The sequence below is a fragment of the Luteolibacter sp. Populi genome (genome assembly GCF_040801775.1).
Taxonomy (GTDB): domain Bacteria; phylum Verrucomicrobiota; class Verrucomicrobiia; order Verrucomicrobiales; family Akkermansiaceae; genus Haloferula.
Genome location: NZ_CP161812.1, coordinates 1,939,067 through 1,957,898, shown reverse-complemented (window position 1 = coordinate 1,957,898; position 18,832 = coordinate 1,939,067). Strand labels below are relative to the sequence as shown.

Genomic DNA, 18,832 nt, shown 5'->3' with positions numbered 1-18,832 from the left:
AAACTTCGCATGATATCACCACATTCTTCTCCATGGGTCTTTCGCATGGCCGTAATCGCTTGCGGATCATTGACATCCTTCGCCGCAGCACAGGTGGCGCAGCCAGAGTTCCTGCCGTCTACCGGGGATTCTCCGGTGGCGCTGGATGTTATCGTTTCGTGCGCCACATCCGGCGCTACGATTCATTATACCTTGAATGGTGCCGTGCCGACCGAATTTGACCCCATCGTGACAAGCGGTGGCACCCTCCGGATTCGCCGGAATGTCGAGGTGAAGGCAAAGGCATGGTTGGGCGCCGGATCGAGCCCGGTCACCACCGAAGACTATCGGATTACCGGGGCGCTTGCTGCCGGCGACCAGCACGGGCTTGCTTTGAGCGTTTCCGGCCAGGTCTGGGCCTGGGGAAATCAGAACCACGGCAAGCTGGGCAATGGTCAGTCGTCCAACGGCCAGGTCGTGGATCCAGAGTACGTGATAGGCTCAGGGGGCTTGGACATCAATGCGGTGGCTGCAGGTTACACGCATTCCTTGATCCAGGGTCAGGATGGATCCGTCTATAGCGTTGGTCGCAATGATTCGGGCCAACTCGGCACCAACTCGACGACCGATCGTTCCGTTGCCTCTTGGGTTCTCACGTCGTCCTCACCCGTGACGTTTCTTGGCAATTCCGTGGCCATTGCGGCCGGTAACGAGTGGTCGATGTCGCTCCGTAGCGATGGCAGCCTGCTTTCCTGGGGCAGCCACGCCTCCGGGCGCTTGGGCAGCGGCACCACGAGCGGGACCCGCCTGCTTCCCGGTTCCGTGCTGCGCGGGGATGTCGGAGGCACTCCGGCGCTGACCGGCATTAAGGGAATCGCCGCCGCCGAGGCCTTTGGTCTCGCACGAAGTGCCCATGCCTCCGAACTCTCCGGGGGCACCGGCAAAGTCTGGTCATGGGGCTACAATCTCACCGGTCAATTGGGCCAAGGCAATACCAGCAACAGCTCGCTTGCGATGCCGGTGAAACTGAATTCCACCACGGATCTGACGGATGTATTGGATTTCTCGGCAGGCGGGGCACATTCGGTGTTCGTCCGGTGGAAGTCCGGGGATGCCGCGATGCAAGGCACGGTCTGGTCCTGCGGCAACCGGGCCTATGGCCGTCTGGCGAATGGCTCGACCACCGTCGGCTCCATCACCTACCCGGTCCAGGCGCTCAAGACCGGGGGCACACCCCTCGATCAGATCGAGCAAGTCGCCGCGGGTGCTTCGCATACCCTTGCCCTGGACAGCTCCGGCCATGTCTGGGCCTGGGGCTACAATGGCTACGGGCAGCTTGGCGATGATTCCACGACCAATCGCGCCTATGCGGAAAAGGTAAAGGATCCCACCGGGACCGTTGACCTTTCCGACATTGTCCAAGTGGCAGCGGGGGGAGATGGGCTCGCGGGAACGAGCTATGCACTTGCCTCCGATGGAACAGTTTACGTCTGGGGTCGCAACAATCAGGGGCAACTCGGTAACGGCACCACGTCGGCCGGTGCCACCAAGCTCCCGGTGGCGCGGGACGCAGACCTGGTGGGCGAAGGCAGTCCGAGCTTGTTCGCGTTCCCCCTCGTAACCGTCCCCACTGCACCAGGCTCGGTTCAAATCACGACCTTCCCCTCTCATAGCGGTCCGAATGGCATCGCCGAGATCGAGCGGGTGGAGATTGTCCTGAATGGCACTCTGTATGGCACGATGACCGGCGGCACATGGACGCAGACCCTGACGAGCCTGACCGCAGGTAGCTATTACGGGTACTGCATGGCCTATGCCTACGACGACACGGTCGCGATGTCGATGCCCGTCAGCTTCGTGATCAACCCGTGAGCTTCCCGCAACGGGAAGTGCCACGATGACATCCCGGGCTCAAAGGCCGGTGGGGAAGATCATGTCGAATTCGACTTACATGTCCCCGGGCGGTGCGCCGCCCGGGGACATGATCGCGTTCAAGATCTGCCAGCCTGGGTGCCGAGCACCTTCTCGTAGACCCCGAGCACCTTGTTCGTCATCGCTTCCAAGGTGACCTCGCGGGCCACCAATTCGAAGGATGCCTCCAAGCGATGCTTCAGTCCCGGCAGGTCGGCGAGGGCTAGCTTCAGGCCGCGGACCAGCTCCGGCACGGAGTGCGTTTCCATGATCGCCTCCGCGGGTAGAAATTCCGCCGAGAAGCCGACGCGGGTCGCGATGCTGGGGACGCGCATGTGCAGGGCCTCGGCCAGGGTGTAGGGTCCGCCTTCATTGCGGGAGGCCACGATGAAAAGCTCCGCGCAACCCATCAGGCCCACCGCATCGTCGCGATGGCCGGCCATCCAGACGCGCTCGCGGAGCTGGTGACGGCCGAGCAGTTCTTCCAGCAGCGGCCGCTGCAGGCCCTCGCCGATCATCCACAGCTTGAAGCCCGGCACCTGCGCCATCGCTTCTAACAGCAGGTCCATGCCCTTGGCGGGGACCAGGCGGCCGACGGTGCAGAAAACCGGCTCGCCGCCACCGAGGAAGGGCGGATTCGTCGCCAGTGCCGCCTCGCGCGTGCCGGGCGGGGGCGGGGCGATCGAGTTCCAGATCACGGTCGCCGGGATGCCGCCGAGCGAATCACGGACCTGCGCGGAGGCGGTGATCACGGCATCGTAGTCGCGGAAGGGCCGGCTGCTGCGCTTGATGTTCTGCACCGTCGCCACGCGCTTGATCCCGGGCAGGAAGCGCCGCAGCGAGCGGACCATCGCCCCGGCCTTGTTGGCGTGGGCGTGGACGATCTGCGGCGTGGTCGAGAGGATCTTGCCGCGCAGGGCGAGCAGGTTGAAGGGATTGAGCCGCCCGCCGCCCATCGGGTGGGCGATGAAATTCACCTGCGGCGCGAAGTGGCCGCGCATCGACTCGTCCGCCACCGCGCTCACCGCATGGCCGAGCGCGGCCTGGCGGTTGGCCAGTTCGATGACGTTTTTCTCAAGGCCGCCCTTTTCGCCGATGCTGGCGAGGACGTGACAGACGCGGATCACGCGGGGAGTCAAAAGTTCCAAGAAAGAAGTGCCAAGTGCCAAAGGTGGACCGGAGTGCAGGAACCCGTGTAATCTCGCCCATGCTCAAAGCTCTCCTCGGTCTCATCGTCGGTCTTGCCCTCGGCTGGGGCCTGGGTGGCAGCATCTTTCCCTCCAATGCCCGCCTGATCGAATCGTGGCGGAAGATCCAGCCCGGCATGTCGCTTCAGGAAGTGGAAGCCGCGCTCGGGCCGCCGAGCTACGAAAAGGGAGTTCCCCAAGAAGCGAGGGTCCGCTTTCCGGAGAGCTACTGGAAAGATCACAAACTGCGGACTTACATCGTCAAAGGTCTCGGCCCGCATTTGCTTTTCATCGCCTTTGACCGGGAGGGGCGGGTGAGCTTCGTCTCCAGTTCCGCCACGTGAGTAAATGTCCTGCCTTCCTTGGCACTTGGCACTTCTTACTTGGCACTTTCTACTCCCCTCATGCGCATCGTCCACGCCGCGAACCTCCAGCTCGACAAGGATGGCGCGCACCTGTGGAACCAGGACCAGAAGATCCACCACGGGCTGATCCGGCTCGGGCACTTCGTCTATCCGTTTTCGATCAACGACCGGGCGCGCATGCTCTCGCCGACCAAGAGCAAGACCTTCGGCAAGGGCCGGGCGAACAAGGCACTGGTGGAGACCTGCCGGAACGTCCACCCGGACGTGCTGATCCTGGGGCACGCACAATACATCACGGCGGCGACCCTGCGCGAGATCCGCAGCATCTTGCCCGCGATCCGGATCGGGTTGTGGTATGTCGATCCCTTGTGGGATGCGGAGGAGACACAGCACCTGCGGGATCGGCTGGAAGTGCTCGATGCCGTATTCTGCTCGACCGGCGGGCCCCTCTTGGAAGCGCTGGCCCGACCCGGGTGCCCGGCGGCCTTCATCCCGAGCGCGGTCGATGCCGGGATCGAGTGCCATCGCGCCTTCGAGACGCCGGAGCCGGAGATCCTACACGACTTGCTCTTCTTCGGTCGCGACAAGGGCGAGCCGGGGCGGCGGGCCTTCCTGTTAGAGTTGAAGGCGGCGCTGCCGGAGTTGCGCGTCGGCTACTACGGCTGCCTCGATCAAACGGGGATCTTCGGCTGGGAGAAGGAGCAGGTGATCCGCCGCTCGAAGATGGCGCTGAACCTTTCCCGGCGCACCGATGTGCCACTCTATTCGTCCTCCCGGATCGCGGAGCTGATGGGGAATGGCATCCTCACCCTGACCCCGCGCGGTGCCGGCCTGGAAGGGCTATATGGGGAGGATGAGATCGTGTACTTCGAGGGGGTGGGGGACCTCGCGGAGAAAGTACGATACTTCTCGTCGCAGGGGCAGGAACGCCTCGCGATCGCCCGCAAGGGCTGGGAGCGGAATCACCGCGACTACAGCGGCACGGAGGTGGCCAGGTTCATCGTGGACCTGACGATGCGGGATGAAGCGTGGCGGAAGGTGCCGTGGGCGGGGAGTGTTTTTGAAGGTGCTTGAAAAAGGTGCCTCTAGAGGCAGCCTACTCACGCAGGTAGCTGGTTCCTATCCATGCCCCGGCTACTCTGGGGCAATCCCATGGAATCCACGCTCCTTCTCGCGCTGCCATTTCCAGGCACCGGTCGCATCGCACGGCGTGGTGTTGGTGAAGGTGCAGCCAAGGAAGTAACCATCACCGCCCGAATCAAAGGGTACGTAGTCCCGCCTTCAGGCCAATGCCGTTAAGGACCTGTTAGATCACCGCGCGAAATTACGGCTCGTACTACGGAAACGTTTGTTTTGATTGGGCGGATGCACGACGCACCGCATCCCCGTTTTCCCTTCCACGGCAGCTTTCCCCGCGCCTTTGCCGCCTTGCTCGACCCGCCTGCCTGCGACAGCCTCTTCGAGCGCCGCGGGCCTCGCGGCGGCCCGGATCCCAAGCTCAGCCCCTGGCAATGGCTGATGACCCGGACCTATCACCAGCTTGCACCGGCAGGCAGCTTCTCCACGCACGTGAAAGAAATCACCGGCATCCGCATCTCCGGCAGCGCACTGAGCCAGCGCGGCAAAGCCATCGGCTGGGAATTGCTCCACGAGGCGCTGCACCTGGCGCTGCGTCCCCTGGCCGATCCGGCCTTGCATCCCGGGGCCTTCCACCGCGGCCTGCGGCTGCTGGCCATCGACGGCACCACCTTCAACCTGCGCAACACCCCTGCCATCGCGGAGCGTGCCGTCAAGGTGCCCTGCGGCAAGGGCAACGGCCAGCCGGCCTTCGCCCGCATGCTGGCGGTGGTGCTTGTCGAACTCGGCATGTACCAGCCCCTGGCTGCCGCACCCGGCTGGCAGGGCGAAGGCGAAGCCACGCTGGCCCGGCGGATCCTCCAGGAACGGGAGCTGCCGGAAAAGAGCCTCTTGCTCGGCGACCGCCTCTACGGCACGCCCTCGTTGCTGTGGCATTTCAAGCCCGCCCTGGAGAAGGGTGGCGGAGCCTTCCTGATGCGGGTGAAGTCCAACCTCAAGGCCACCGTCAAGGAGCACCTGTCCGACGGCTCGCGGCGCATCGTGGTGAAGGTGACCGATCCCGCGACCCGCCGTGTCGCGGGCACCCTGGAGCTGCGCGAGATCCTCGCCACCGTGACGGTGGCGGGCGGTGGCAAGCCGCTGCAACTCCGGCTCTGGACCAGCCTCATGGACGAAACGCTCCATCCCGCCGCGGAACTGGTGGAACTCTATGCCGCGCGCTGGCAGCACGAATTGTTTTTCCGCGAACTCAAGGTGAAGCTCCACGGGCGCGGCGACCTGCTCGACGCGCAGACCCCTGAAACCGCGGCGCAGGAAGTGCTCGCGCTGCTGATGGCCGCGGCGGTGCTGGCGCTGCAACGCGCGGCGGTGGCGGAAGCGGCGGGCGTGGAGGTCCCGCGGATCAGCTTCGCGGTGGTGCGCGACTACACCGCGGCGATGTGCAAGCTGCTGGAACTCGGCAACGACCTGATGGAATTGCCGAAGCGGGCGATCTGGGTGGCACGCGCGCTCAAGCAACTGGCGGAAGTGGCGCTGATACCGTGGCGCAAGCCGCGGAGCTGCCAGAGGGCGCTGCGGCAACCGGTCAAGGACTGGCCGAAGATGAAACAGCCGAGCTCGTTGCCGCTGCTCAAGAGCATCACGATCAACCCGGCGAGTCCTTAACGGCATTGGCCTTCAGGCGGACGAACGGTCCACAGATGCTCACCTCGCCTATGACTTCTTCTCCATCCGCAAGAACTGCTTCGTCCGCCTAAAGGCGGGACTACGTACCCTTGGAAACCGGCTCTCCTCCCAGCCTCGCAAATCCTCTTAACCCGCGCGCCGGACCTGCTAGGCTCGCCATGATGCTGCCCTTCCGGATTCTCTTTTCCGTTGCCCTGGCGGCTTTCGCCATCACGGGCGGGAGCCTCCGCGCGCAACCGTCGCTGGAAGGAGATTTCTCGATCCGCGCCTGGGAAACGGACGAGGGCATCCCGCACAATGGCGTCAATGGCATCTACCAGAGCCGCGATGGCTTCCTGTGGCTGGCCACGCAGGGCGGTCTGGTGCGTTTCGATGGACTCGAATTTCTCCAGCGCCGCTCCCCGCTGCTGATCAATCCCAAGACCTCCCGCGCGGTCGATGTCATCGAGGAAAACCCCGCCACCCTGCTCATCGCCTGCGATGTCTCCGGCCTCGTCCGCCTCACCAAGGATGGCTTTTCCCCGCATCCGCTCAGCGCCTCCCTCGGGGATTCCCGGCGCCTCAATGCGATCTTCCCGGAAGCCCCGGACGTCTTCTGGATTCTACGCAACGATCGCAATGTCTGGCGCTGGGATCACGGCACGGTGACCCATATCCCGCCCCCGGTGGGCGCGAATGTCGCCGCCTTCGGCACCTTCGCGCGGACCAGGGACGGCGCGATCTACGTCGCCCGCGGCCTGGGCCTGGAGCGCTTCGATGGCAGCGGCTTCCAGCGGGTCGAGGGGATCGCTGCAACGGGCGTCACCATCGCTGCCTCGGCCGACGGCGGCTTGTGGATCGCGTCTTCCGACAGCCTGTGGAAATGGAATGGCGGCACTTCCACCTTGGTGTCCGGCGACGCACCGTGGTCCGGGGCACCGCCCATCGCGCTGCTGGAAGATCGCAAGGGCGCGCTATGGGTCGGCTCGAAGGCGCACGGGATCTTCCGCTGGGACAGCACGGAGTTCCATCCGGTCAAGATCTCCCACCCGAGGATCACCTCGCTGCACGAGGACCGAGAGGGCAATATCTGGGCAGGCACCTCGGGCGGCGGACTGAATCTCATCCAGCGCGCGCGCTTCCAACTCCTGGGCGAGCAATCCGGCTGGACCCCCGATATCGAGGGCTGCGTGGCCGAGTGTCCGCCGGGCAAGATCTGGTTCGCGAATAGCGGCGTGGGCCTGCGCGAGCTCAGCGGCTCCCGCCTGCTCCCGCCTCCCGATCTGGAGGGCTGGCCCGCGCGCGCCATCCCCGTCTATCCGGACTCTAACAACCACCTCTGGGTCGGCGCGAATACCCAGCTGCTGCGCGTCACCCCGGACTTGTCCATCCCACCGGATCGTATCGGACCCGTCGCCGCAGGGAAATTCCACGCCATCCACGTGACGCGCGATGGCACGGTCTGGGCGGGCGGCGAGGATTCCGTGCTGATGAGCGTGAAGGGCGACATCGTTACCCTCCACGACGCCTCTACCGGCTACACCGGCATCCAGGCCCAAGCGATCTGTGAGGACGCCGCCGGCGATGTCTGGGTCGGCACCGAGCAGGGCGATCTCTTCCGTGGCAGGAATGGCCGCTTCACCAAGCTGGCCCAGCCGCCCGGACTCGAAGGCAGTGGCATCCGGGCGCTGTATGCCGATGCCGAGGGCACGGTATGGGTGGGCACCGGCGGCGCCGGCCTGCTGCTGTGGCGCGGCGGGGCCTTCACTTCTCTAACAGAGGAGCAGGGCCTGCCCGACGGCGTGATCTCCCAGATGCTGGAGGATGATTTCGGCACGATGTGGTTCGGCACCTCCCGCGCGTTGTTCAAGGCGTCCAAGGCCGAGCTGCTGGCCTGTGCCGCGGGCAAGATCCCGGAGGTCACGGCGGTGAAATACGGGAAGGAAGATGGCCTTGCAGGCTTCTCTGCCGCCGCGAATTACCAGCCCAATTCATGGAAGGCGCGGGACGGACGGCTTTTCTTCGTCTCGCGGAAGGGCATCGTCATCACCGATCCCCGGCCGCAGCCGGTGGAGCGGGTCGGACCGCCGGTCTACATCGAAAAGCTGGTGGTGGATGGCAAGCCGCGACCCTTCGCCGGGAACCGCATCCCGTTCTATGCGCAGAAGCTCGATTTCGATTTCACCGCGCCCACCTTCGTCGTCCCGGAGAAGGTCCGCTTCCGCTACCGGCTCGCCGGCCTGGAGTCGGAGTGGAATGACGCCGGCATCCTGCGCAGCGCCAGCTATGCCCAGCTCTCCCCGGGCAGTTATCAATTCGAGGTCCAGGCCTGCAACAGCGAACTCGTCTGGAATCCGAGTGCCGCCATCCTGCATTTCGAGGTCCTGCCCGCCTGGTGGGAAACCTGGTGGGCGCGGGCGCTTGCCGTGCTGCTCGGTGCCGGCTGGCTGATCGTGGCCGTCCGCTACTGGTCGCACCGGCGGCTCAAGGCCCGTCTGTTAGAACTGGAGGCCACCCGCCGCGTCGACATGGAACGCTCGCGTATCGCCCGCGATCTCCACGATGGCCTCGGTGCCGGCCTGACCCAGATCGGCATGATGGCGGAGGAGCTCGCGGAGGACATGAACGATGCTCAGGAGATGAAGACCTATTCCACCCGCATCGCCAGCCGGGTGCGCGGCATCGCCCGCGATCTCGATGCCGCGGTCTGGACCGTGAGCCCGAAGAACGACACCCTCGCCGCGCTCTCGTCCTACATCGGCCAATACGCCATCGAATACTTCCGCGAGACACCGGTGCGCTGCCGCGTGGACCTGCCGCAGGACATCCGGGATACGCCGCTCTCGCCGGACCTCCGCCACCACCTCTTCCTGATGGCGAAGGAGATCATGAACAATGTCCTCAAGCACGCCGCGGCCCGCCATGTCACGCTCTCCATCCGCACCACCGGCGACCGCTTCCACCTGGAAGTCGCGGACGACGGCCACGGCTTCCCCTCGGATGACGCCGTGGCCGCCGGTCGTCACGGCTTGAAAAACATCCGCGAACGTGTCATGGAGCTAGGTGGCAGCATTGCCATCCGCAGCTCCAGCGCGGGCACCGCCATCTCGATCGAACTCCCCCTGCCGGGGTAGGAATCCAGATCTCAAATTTCAAATTTCAAATTTCAAATTTCAAATTTCAAATTTCAAATCTCATCCTGCCATGCCCATCAGCGTCGCCATCGTCGAAGACAACGTTGAGATCTGTGAGATGCTCACACGCACCGTCGAGCGCGCCTCCAGCCTGCGTTTTCTCCAGAGCTTTCCCAGCGGCGAGGAGGCCCTCGAAAAGCTTCCCGAACTCAAGCCGGACGTGGTCATCATGGACATCCAGCTCCCCGGCATGAGCGGGGTGGAGTGCACCCTGCAGCTCAAGGCCAAGGTCCCGGACATCCAGGTGCTGGTCTTCACCGTCTTCGGCGATAGCGACCTGGTCTTCAAGGCGCTCGAAGCCGGGGCCAGCGGCTATCTCCTCAAGCGCACCCCGCGCCAGGAGATCGTGGAAGCGGTCAAGGACGTATGGTTCGGCGGCGCGCCGATGAGCGGGGAGATCGCCCGCAAGGTCGTGGATTCCTTCCGCAAGCCGGCCAAGGCCAAGGATGCCGACCTCGAAGGTCTCACCCCGCGCGAGGAAGAAGTCCTGGCCCTGCTGGCCAAGGGCTACATCACCAAGGAAATCGCCGACCAGCTCGGCATCAGCTTCGATACCGTGCGCTTCCACCTGAAGCATATCTACAGCAAGCTCCACGTCCGCTCCCGTAGCGAGGCGCTGATCAAGTATTTGAAGTAGCGCGGTGTCGTCTTCTTGCTCCAGAGGGCGGCTATCGAGGCCTTGCATCAGGTCTGTTATAGAAGAGACGAACCTTCGCGGCGCAGCCGCTTTGGAGTGCGGCAAGCATCGCCGCTTTCCTGCGGGTCGACCCGGATGTCGCCGCATGGAATCCACCCCCTTCGTCGACCCCCACCCGCCGATCAAAAGCACCAACCGCTCCGGCCCCCGGCCGCGTAATCTGCCCCGCATCGCCGGGCCGCAGCGTGGATCGTTCAAGATCCCGGGGCAGGGGAGCATCGATAGGTGAATTCACCACGGCGATCTCCTTCCCAACTCGCCCGAAAGCGGCGATGCTCGCCGCACTCCAAAGCGGCTGCGCCGCCATCCGGGGGTACACCGCTCGTTATTAGCCTCCGCTACTCACACGAGTAGCTGGCTATCAGCTCCCACCTTGACCGACACTGAAGCCCGATGTTGCACCGGCTGCTATTGCTTTCCACGGCCCTCTTCTCGCCCTGCCTCTTCGCCGCGGAGCACGCCATATCCTCGGCCGCCGAACTCGCCAAGCTCGACCCCACCCTCGCTCCCGGCGATGTCATCACCCTCAGCGACGGCACATGGAAAGACCAGCGCCTCGTCTTCACCGCCCGCGGCACGGCGACCCTGCCGATCACCTTCCGCGCCGCCACTCCCGGCAAGGTCATCCTGGAAGGGGACTCCGCGCTCAAGATCGATGGCGAGCACCTGGTAGTGGAGGGCCTCTGGCTCAAGAACGCCACGACCGACGCGACCGGCATCGAGGTCCGCGGCAGCAATTGCCGGGTGACCGGCTGTGCCGTGAGCGGCGGTAGCCACCGCAACTACCTGCGCCTCTGGGGCAGCCGCCACCGCATCGACCACTGCGCGTTTTCCGGCAAGACCAGCGAGGGCCCGACGGTCCAGATCGAGGTCGGGGACAGCTCGAATCACCACCAGCTCGACCACAACCACTTCGGCCCCCGCGCGCCGCTCGGCCGCAATGGCGGCGAGACGATCCGCATCGGCTACAGCCACCAGTCGATGCGCTCCTCCGCCACCCTGATCGAGCACAACCTCTTCGAGCGTTGCGACGGCGAGATCGAGATCATCTCTAACAAGTCCTGCGACAATCTCTATCGCGGCAATACCTTCCGCGATTGCAATGGCATGCTGACCCTGCGCCACGGCAACCGCTGCCGCGTGGAGGGGAACTTCTTCTTCGGCAATCTCCGCCGCGGCTCGGGCGGCATCCGCGTGATCGGCGAAGATCACGTGGTGGTGAACAACTACATCGACTCGGTCGTCAACGGTGCCTTCTGGATCACCTCGGGGATTCCCGATTCGCCGCTCGACGGCTACTTCGTCGCGCGCAATTGCACCATCGCCTTCAATACCGTGGTCGCCTCGCCCGGCCCCTGCATCGATCTGGAAGCCGGGCTCGGCAGCTCGGGCCGGACCCTGCGGCCGGAGAATATCATCATCGCTGCCAATGTCTTCTCGCTGCCGCCGGAGAGCACTCTCAGCAAGGGCAAGGACGGCGGCGGCATCCGCTGGAGCGGGAACTTCAGCAACCTCGCCGACGCACACACCACCAAGGCCGACCTGATGCTCAGCCGCAGCGGCGACGGGCTGTGGCGGCCGCTCCCGGGCAGCCCGCTCCACGCCGCCAGCGACCTGTTAGGCGGAGTCACCACGGACATCGACGGCCAGCCGCGCCCGGCGCGCAGCGATGCCGGCTGCGACCAAATCTCCACCGCGCCGGTGAGTTCCCGGCCGCTCGCCCCTGCCGATGTGGGTCCGGCCTGGCTGCGCCCATGAGGAGGCGGGCCGCTGTTACCAACCCTTTCGGGTAGCTAGGCGGATTGTTCCGATCGCTTCAGGCTGCATTCAGCGTCGGAACGACGGAAAAGTTCTCGAGGGTACATTGCAGCCCGGCAGGATACGGGTTTCCTGCCGGGCTGATCCTTGGGGCAGGGACCTTTCTCCGAAAGGTCCGGCTGGGGACGGCCCGAACCCTCGCTCCGATACAGATCCATATAAAACCGCCGCCATCCGCCGGGGACCGCTCGGAGAGCGGTCCCTGCCTTTTTAAGACAGCCTCTCAAATCTCAAATCTCAAATCTGAGATCCCAGATCGGATCACCCTCGCGGATGGAACTTCTTATGCACCGCCTTCAACCTCGCCCCATCCACATGGGTATAAATCTGCGTCGTCGCGATGTCCGCATGGCCCAGCAATTCCTGGATCACCCGCAGGTCCGCGCCGCCCTCTAACAAATGCGTCGCGAACGAGTGCCGCAACAAGTGTGGATACACGTTCTGCTCGATCCCGGCCAGCGCCGCGCGCTCCTTCACCACCTGCCTTACCCGGTCCGGCGAGAGCTTGCCGCCGCGCACGCTCAGGAAGATGTGCGAGCTGCTGCGCTTCTTCACCAGCGTCTTGCGCTCGTGCTTCAGGTAGTCCTCCACCGCCTCCTCCGCCCGCCGGCCGACCGGCACGATCCGGGTCTTGTTGCCCTTGCCGGTCACGCGGATGAAGTGTTCCTCCAGATCCAGATTCTCCAATTTCGCCGAGCACAGCTCCGACAGGCGCAGGCCGGAGGAGTAGAACAGCTCCAGCATTGCCCGGTCCCGCCGGCCGAGGAATTGTCCAGGATCGATCGAATCTAACAGCCGCGCCACTTCCGTCCCATGCAGCGTCTCCGGCAGCGTCTGGTCCGGCCGCGGCGAGAGCAGCGGCTCCGCCGGATCCATCGGCAGCTTCCCGCGTGCCGCCAGCCAGCGGAAGAACACCTTCACATGCACCGTCGCGATCCGCAGCGAGGAAGCGATCAAGCCGCTTCCCTTCCGTGCCGCGAGGAATTCCGACAACTCGTCCGTCCCCACATCCGTCAGCGGCAGGCTCCTCTTTTTCAGATACTCCGCCAGCGCGTCCAAGGTCTGGCGCACCGATAGCTGATACGCCGCCGAGAGCCCGCGCTCCGTCGCCAGATACAGGATGAAGCCGTCCGCCTCCGCTTCCACGGGGGAAGCATGGCGGCGGGGCTTGCATTTGGCGAGCCGGACTCTTCGAGACGTTCTGGGCAACGGACGGCTCTACCGCTGGGAGCGCGGAGCCTCCGGCCCGCAGAACGGTCCCCTCATCGCCCGCCACCTCACGCAGCGCGTATTGACACCGCCGTCGCTTTCTCAACGCCTTTCCCGCACCGGCACCGCTTGGACCACTCTGCGGGCCGGTGGCTCCGCGCTCCCAGCGGTAGAGCCGTCCTTGAAGCGCCACCACCCCATCACTTCCTCCTCGCCCGATGCTCCCCATTCTGGTGCAGCACCAAGCCCGTCACCTTCCCATCGCCATCCTTCTCAAACTCCAACGCCGCTTTCACCACATCGTATTCAAAATACCCTTTCTTCGTCTGGAAGACCACCACAGGCGGCTGCCCGGTCAGTTGTGCCATCAGGGAGTCACCATTCACAGTGATCGTGAAGATCTGTCCCGACGTCATTTCATACTCACCCGCATAAGCCTTCAGCTCCGCCTCCTTCGCGAACAGGATCACCGGCAGCTCCGCCTCGCTGCGTTTCGCCGGGATCTCGCGGCCATTCTGGTGCAGCACCAGCGAGCTCACCTTGCCGTCCTCGCGCTGGAATTGCAGCTCCGCCGGAACCACCGTGTAGCGGAAGCGGTCCTTGCCGATGAAGACCACCGGGGCGAAGGGCTGGCCGGTCAGCCGGACCCACAGCGCGGCCTCCCGCCGCAGCACCGTGAAGCGCGCCGTCGGCCCCATCTCATAGACCCCGGTGAATGCCTCCAACTCCGCCTCCGGGAGCTTCTCTTCCGGCAATGCGGCGGGCTTGGCGTCTTCCCGCGCCGCGGCCATCACGTTCTCGGCGGGAATCGCGTCGTTGTTGATCAAGACCACCCGCACCAGCTTCTTCCCGGGAAGCACCTGCAGCACCGAGCGATAGCCGCCGGTGCCGCCGCTGTGGATGTATTCCTTCCCGCCGTCCAGCTTGCCGATGATGATGCCCAGCCCGATCTCGGCACCCATGTCCGCATAAGGAGCGCGCGCCTCCAGCATGCTGCGGATCATCGCGGGCTTCGGCGTCTTCTCCGGCTCTAACAGCGCCTCGCCGAACTTTACCATGTCCGCCGCCGTCGAGCGCAGCGCACCCGCCCCGGCCATCGCCTGGAAGGTCCACGAAGTTCCCCTTATCGCGCCCTGATACGGTGGTGCCAGGCGCTTGGTCTGCTCCGCGCTCAAGCTCTCCACCGTATCCCTCATCCCGAGCGGCCCGGTGATCTTCTCCTTCACCGTCGCTTCCCAAGTCTTGCCGGAAAGATCCGCCAGCAAATCTCCCAACAGGCCCATGCCGAAATTCGAATAGGAAGCCGGATAGGGCGGGGGACCTGCCAGCTTCGCCTTGGCCAGAAATGCGCGCATGTCCTTGCGGTCATACTTGGCATAGGGGTCCTTCTCCGCATCCGGATTCGGCCCCATGTTGTCAGGCAGGCGCGGCAGGCCGCCGGTATGCGTCGCGAGCTGCAACAGGGTGATCTCCCCGACCCGCGGATCGGCGAAATCCTGCTTCTTGCCGAGCACCTCCTTCAGCGTCGAATCGAGCCGCACCTTCTTTTCCAGCACCGCATCCGCCAGCAGCAGCCCGGTGAAGACCTTGCTGATCGAGCCGATCTCGAAGACCCGCTTCTCCGCCGCCACCCCCTCCGGCTCTGCCTTCCCGAGCACCGCGAAGCTCCGCTTCCCGCCCACCGATTCCCCCGTGACCATGCACCCCGCCGGCAACTCCTTGGCCAAGGGAGCCGCCGCCTCGGCCAACGGCTTCTCCGCATGAACAAGCGCAGCGGACGCAACGATCGCGGCAAGCGCGCGGAATGGGTTTCCCGTCATGCCCGCGACTTTGATCAAGCGCCGCGCACCCCGCCATGAGGAACTCGCACGGCTTTTGGAATCGCGATACTACTCCGGCGTCACCGTCAGGAAGCTCCCTTTCAAATACCGGCAGCGGAAGGGCGGCGCGGCGGTAGTCCGCGGCTTCCAGCCATTCGTCAGCCCGAACTCGATCGCCAGCGGCACCATCTCCCGGTTCACCACCCGCGGCACATCCCCGATCAGATACTGCCCGCCCGCCGCCTCGCTCATCTCGATCCACAGCTCGTTCTTCCCCCCGCGGTTGCGGAAGATGAAGCGGTAGTGTGAATCCTTGTGATTCATCGCGGTCAGGCCTTTGGCAGGGAAGCTCATGGGAAATCAAGGGATGCGGAGCGGAATTACTTTCCGCCCGTGACGCCGATACACTTTGAAATCGGAGTCGGTGGTGAGAAGCAGCGCGTTCGCCAGAGTCTCAGTCAGCCGCACCAGGCAGGCATCTGCAATACTCATCGGAACATCCGAGTACTTTTCCAATAGATCCAGCACCGGAACGAACCCTTTGTCCTCAATCCCAACGACGGCGATAGCGCCACGACGACACGCAGTTCTCAAGCTTGCGCACCCCTCAGGCGAGAGCAGATGGTCGGCTTCGGAAAGTGCCGACTCACAGATGATCCACGGTGGCGGATGCAAGCGGGCTTCGCGGATCGCCCATTCGTGATTGCCGTCTTTCTTCCGCCACAGTGCGACGAGGAAAGACGCATCAACGATCACGCTTTGCTTTCCCATAGCCGGTAGACTTCAAATAATCCTTCTTCCTGTTGCTCATGTCCGTTGGCCCTGTTTCAACGCTGCCGACCAAATCTGCAATGAGATCGAAGCCTGCCGTCGGGGTGGTCGGAGCGGTCAAACGACGGCGAGCGACCTCGGATTTGCTTAGATTCAGCCGCTCGGCTTCTTCCTGCAATTCACGAGCCAGCTCGTCGGGAATCCGGAGAACCAAGGTCTGCATGGCTCCAGTGTAATACGCGCCGTTCGGTTTTGCAATACACAATTAAATCTTCCCCAGCACCTCCGCAAAAACCCCCAGCGTCTCGTCCAGATCCGCCTCCGTGTGCGCCAGGCTCAGGAAGCCGGTCTCATACGGGCTCGGCGCGATGTAGATGCCCTTGTCGAGGCAGCCCCAGAAGAATTTCTTAAACAGCTCCAGGTCTTGCTTCATCACATCGCTCACGTTCACGATCTCGCGGTCGGTAAAGAAGAGGCAGAACATCGAGCCGCTGCGATTCAGGCGGTAGGGGATGCCCTTCTCCTCCATGATCCCGCGCAGACCTTCCTCGAAATGCGCACCCAGCGCCTCCAGCCTTGGGAAGCTCGATGCCTTCCCGAGCTCCCTCAACTGCGCCAGCCCCGCCGCCATCGCCAGCGGATTTCCCGAAAGCGTGCCCGCCTGATACACCGGCCCGATCGGTGCCAGCATGTCCATCACATCCGCCCGCCCTCCGAAGGCCCCCACCGGCAAGCCCCCGCCGATCACCTTGCCGAAGCAGCTCAGGTCCGGCGTGATGTTCTCGATCCCCTGCACCCCCGCCTTGCCCAGGCGGAAGCCGGTCATCACCTCGTCGAAAATCAGCAGCGCGCCATACTTCTTCGTGATCGAGGACAGCAGGTCAAGATAGCCCGCCCGCGGAAACACCAGCCCCGCATTCGCCGGATACGACTCCACGATGATCGCCGCGATCAGCTCGCCCTGCGCCGCGAAAATCTTCTCCAGCGCCTCCACGTCATTGTAGGGCAGCACGATCGTCTTCTCCGCAAACGCCGCCGGCACGCCCGCCGAATCCGGCTCGCCATGCGTCAGCGCGCCCGAGCCCGCCGCCACCAGCAGCGAATCACTATGACCATGGTAGCAACCGTCGAACTTCACGATGTAGTCGCGCTTCGTGAAGCCCCGCGCCAACCGGATCGCGGACATCGTCGCCTCCGTCCCGGAGGAGCACATCCGCACCTTCTGCACCGATGGCACCCAGTCCGTGATCGTCCGCGCCATCTCCACCTCGAAGGGATTCGGGATGCCGAAGGAGATGCCGTCCTTCGCCACCTCGTGGATCGTGTTCGTCACCACCGTCGGCGCATGGCCCAGGATGTTCGGCCCCCAGGAGCCGATGTAGTCGATGTATTTCTTCCCGTCCACATCCTCGATCCGGCTGCCCTTGGCACGCCGCACGAAGAAAGGCTCGCCGCCGACATTGCGGAAGGCGCGCACGGGTGAATTCACACCGCCAGGAATCAGACCTTTGGCGGTGGCGAAGAGTTTCTGGGAAAGCGGACCGGTCACACGCCGATCTTGGAACGCCCCCGCCCCAAGGTCCAACCCCGAAGCGGGGAAGTTTGCGCCCGCACAAGTGCATGTGGAGCAGCACCTATTCCTCCGTGCCCAACACAGTGGCAGCCCCCCTGGGACCGCGGGGCACCGCCCGGCAGAGTGGTCCCTCAGAGCCCTTTTCATCTGCCGGTCCGCAGCATCAAGACGGCGGTATCGATTCAACCTCGCGATGCTGTCGGCCGTAGGGACCGTTCTGCGGGCCGGGTGGCTCCGCGGTCCCAGGGGGGCGTCCGACATTGGCGACGCCGGAATGGTCGGGAAGACGAGGATAACGACAGCAGTCATTCCGACTACCCCGTCATCATCGCAAACACCATCAGCCCCAGCGGCGTCCCGATCACATACCCCCACAGCCCCGCCAGCAAACCCGGCAACACCAGCGGCTTCCACCCGCGCGAAACCGCCATCGCCGCAGCCGTCGGCGGCCCGCCGAGCGTCGCATTGATCGCCAGCAGCAGCTCCTCCAGGTCCAGCCGGAAGAGCTTCCCCAGCAGCATCGTGAAAACCACATTCCCCACCGCCATGATCAGGCAAAAGCCGAAGAGAGCCGGCGTCTTCGAGATCACCGTCCTCAAATCCGCCGGCAGCCCGATGCTGAAAAGATACAGGAAGAGCAGGAAAATCCCGATCCGCTCGTAGCCCCGCAAGCGCACCAAAGCCCGCGGCGCAAGCGTCGCCGCCAGCAGCGAGAAGCTCGTGATCATCACATACTTGTTGGTCGCGATCGTCTTCAGCAGCCCCAGCGCCGAACCCATCGCCAGCCCCTCCGGAAACAGCCCCGCGATCAGCTTGCTCGTCCCCATCGCCAGCGCCACCACCACGAAGGCGAAGGCCAGCGCCGCGCCCAGCCCGTTCACTGTTAGAAGCACCGGTGCCTCCGCCTCCTCCTCCAGCGCATGGCCATCCGCCGTGCTGTGCGGATGCGGATAGTGCTTCAGGAAGAACTTGCTGCCCGCCATCCACAGCAGGATCAGGAAGAAGCCCGCCATCACCAGGTTGTCCGCCACGACCAAGCCGCTCGTCAGCTCCTCCGTCGCCCCCGTGCTATTCTCGATCGCCAGGAAATTCACCATCCCGCCGATGTAGCTGCCGGTCATGATCGCCGCCGCATGCTCGATCTGCGGGATGCCCTGATCCTTCAGAAACGCCACCGCCGCGAAGGCCCCGACGATCGTCCCCGCCGAGGCGAACAGCACCGCGAGCATCAGCCGCCCCGCCTCCCGCGCGATCTTCACCATGTCCGCCTGCATCAGCAGCAGCGGCAGCGCCAGCGGCACCAGCCAGGCCCCGATGAAATCATACGCCGGGATCTCCTTCGCCGGCATGATCCCGGTATTCGACAGCAGCATCGCGATCAGCAGCGCCACCACCGGCGCGCTCAACTTCTCCGCCCACCGGTAGCGCCCCTCCAGCCAGATCGAGAACGCCGTGCCCGCCACGATAAGCGCCCACAGCGTCCACACCTGGTCTTCCGGAATCAGCGCGGCAATCATCTCAATCTTAAATCCCAAATTCTCAAATTTCAGATCTCAAATCTTAAAT

General features: G+C 64.3%; 15 protein-coding genes. 7 read left to right on the top strand and 8 right to left on the bottom strand.

Annotation, left to right across the window (positions count from 1 at the left end; translation table 11 throughout):
* Positions 1–9: 9 nt before the first annotated feature.
* The gene (locus ABWK72_RS07690; RefSeq protein ID WP_367874205.1) at positions 10–1,851 is read left to right on the top strand and encodes a chitobiase/beta-hexosaminidase C-terminal domain-containing protein; all 1,842 of its coding nucleotides are present in this window, start codon (positions 10–12) and stop codon (positions 1,849–1,851) included.
* Between the two features lie 119 nt (positions 1,852–1,970).
* Here the strand turns inward: ABWK72_RS07690 and ABWK72_RS07685 are convergent, their stop codons facing one another.
* Positions 1,971–3,017 carry a glycosyltransferase gene (locus ABWK72_RS07685; protein ID WP_367874204.1) on the bottom strand — a complete coding sequence of 349 codons (1,047 nt, stop codon included), beginning with the start codon at positions 3,015–3,017 and terminating at the stop codon, positions 1,971–1,973.
* Between the two features lie 80 nt (positions 3,018–3,097).
* Between ABWK72_RS07685 and ABWK72_RS07680 the strand changes: the two genes are divergently transcribed.
* From ABWK72_RS07680 to ABWK72_RS07655, 6 genes are all read left to right on the top strand, one after another.
* A complete protein-coding gene (locus ABWK72_RS07680) occupies positions 3,098–3,421 on the top strand; it encodes a hypothetical protein (protein WP_367874203.1) in 324 nt (107 codons plus the stop codon).
* A gap of 60 nt (positions 3,422–3,481) precedes the next feature.
* Positions 3,482–4,516: a glycosyltransferase gene (locus tag ABWK72_RS07675; RefSeq protein WP_367874202.1), complete on the top strand. Its 1,035-nt coding sequence runs from the start codon at positions 3,482–3,484 to the stop codon at positions 4,514–4,516.
* A 291-nt stretch (positions 4,517–4,807) separates the two neighbouring features.
* A complete protein-coding gene (locus ABWK72_RS07670; protein ID WP_367870980.1) occupies positions 4,808–6,184 on the top strand; it encodes an IS4 family transposase in 1,377 nt (458 codons plus the stop codon).
* Positions 6,185–6,363: 179 nt separating this feature from the next.
* The gene (locus tag ABWK72_RS07665; RefSeq protein WP_367874201.1) at positions 6,364–9,318 is read left to right on the top strand and encodes a two-component regulator propeller domain-containing protein; all 2,955 of its coding nucleotides are present in this window, start codon (positions 6,364–6,366) and stop codon (positions 9,316–9,318) included.
* Positions 9,319–9,388: 70 nt separating this feature from the next.
* Entirely contained in the window at positions 9,389–10,015 is a 627-nt protein-coding gene (locus tag ABWK72_RS07660; protein ID WP_367874200.1) for a response regulator, read from the top strand.
* 453 nt (positions 10,016–10,468) lie between these two features.
* Positions 10,469–11,833, top strand: coding sequence for a polysaccharide lyase 6 family protein (locus tag ABWK72_RS07655; protein WP_367874199.1), 1,365 nt, complete (start codon positions 10,469–10,471; stop codon positions 11,831–11,833).
* 321 nt (positions 11,834–12,154) lie between these two features.
* Here the strand turns inward: ABWK72_RS07655 and xerA are convergent, their stop codons facing one another.
* The 7 genes from xerA to ABWK72_RS07620 all read right to left on the bottom strand — a co-directional run bounded on the left by xerA (position 12,155) and on the right by ABWK72_RS07620 (position 18,783).
* Positions 12,155–13,039, bottom strand: a complete 885-nt coding sequence (gene xerA / locus ABWK72_RS07650) for a site-specific tyrosine recombinase/integron integrase (RefSeq protein ID WP_367874198.1) — start codon at positions 13,037–13,039, stop codon at positions 12,155–12,157.
* Between the two features lie 263 nt (positions 13,040–13,302).
* Complete coding sequence (locus ABWK72_RS07645) at positions 13,303–14,922, bottom strand: serine hydrolase (RefSeq protein ID WP_367874197.1); 1,620 nt, start codon at positions 14,920–14,922, stop codon at positions 13,303–13,305.
* 69 nt (positions 14,923–14,991) lie between these two features.
* Entirely contained in the window at positions 14,992–15,276 is a 285-nt protein-coding gene (locus ABWK72_RS07640) for a hypothetical protein (RefSeq protein ID WP_367874196.1), read from the bottom strand.
* Positions 15,277–15,282: 6 nt separating this feature from the next.
* A complete protein-coding gene (locus tag ABWK72_RS07635) occupies positions 15,283–15,693 on the bottom strand; it encodes a type II toxin-antitoxin system VapC family toxin (protein WP_367874195.1) in 411 nt (136 codons plus the stop codon).
* Entirely contained in the window at positions 15,668–15,916 is a 249-nt protein-coding gene (locus ABWK72_RS07630) for a ribbon-helix-helix protein, CopG family (RefSeq protein WP_367874194.1), read from the bottom strand. The genes ABWK72_RS07635 and ABWK72_RS07630 overlap by 26 nt, the downstream gene beginning before the upstream one ends.
* A gap of 42 nt (positions 15,917–15,958) precedes the next feature.
* On the bottom strand, positions 15,959–17,242 hold the full coding sequence (hemL, locus tag ABWK72_RS07625) for a glutamate-1-semialdehyde 2,1-aminomutase (RefSeq protein ID WP_367874193.1): 1,284 nt from the start codon (positions 17,240–17,242) through the stop codon (positions 15,959–15,961).
* Positions 17,243–17,580: 338 nt separating this feature from the next.
* Positions 17,581–18,783, bottom strand: coding sequence for a DUF819 domain-containing protein (locus ABWK72_RS07620; protein WP_367874192.1), 1,203 nt, complete (start codon positions 18,781–18,783; stop codon positions 17,581–17,583).
* Positions 18,784–18,832 lie beyond the last annotated feature (49 nt).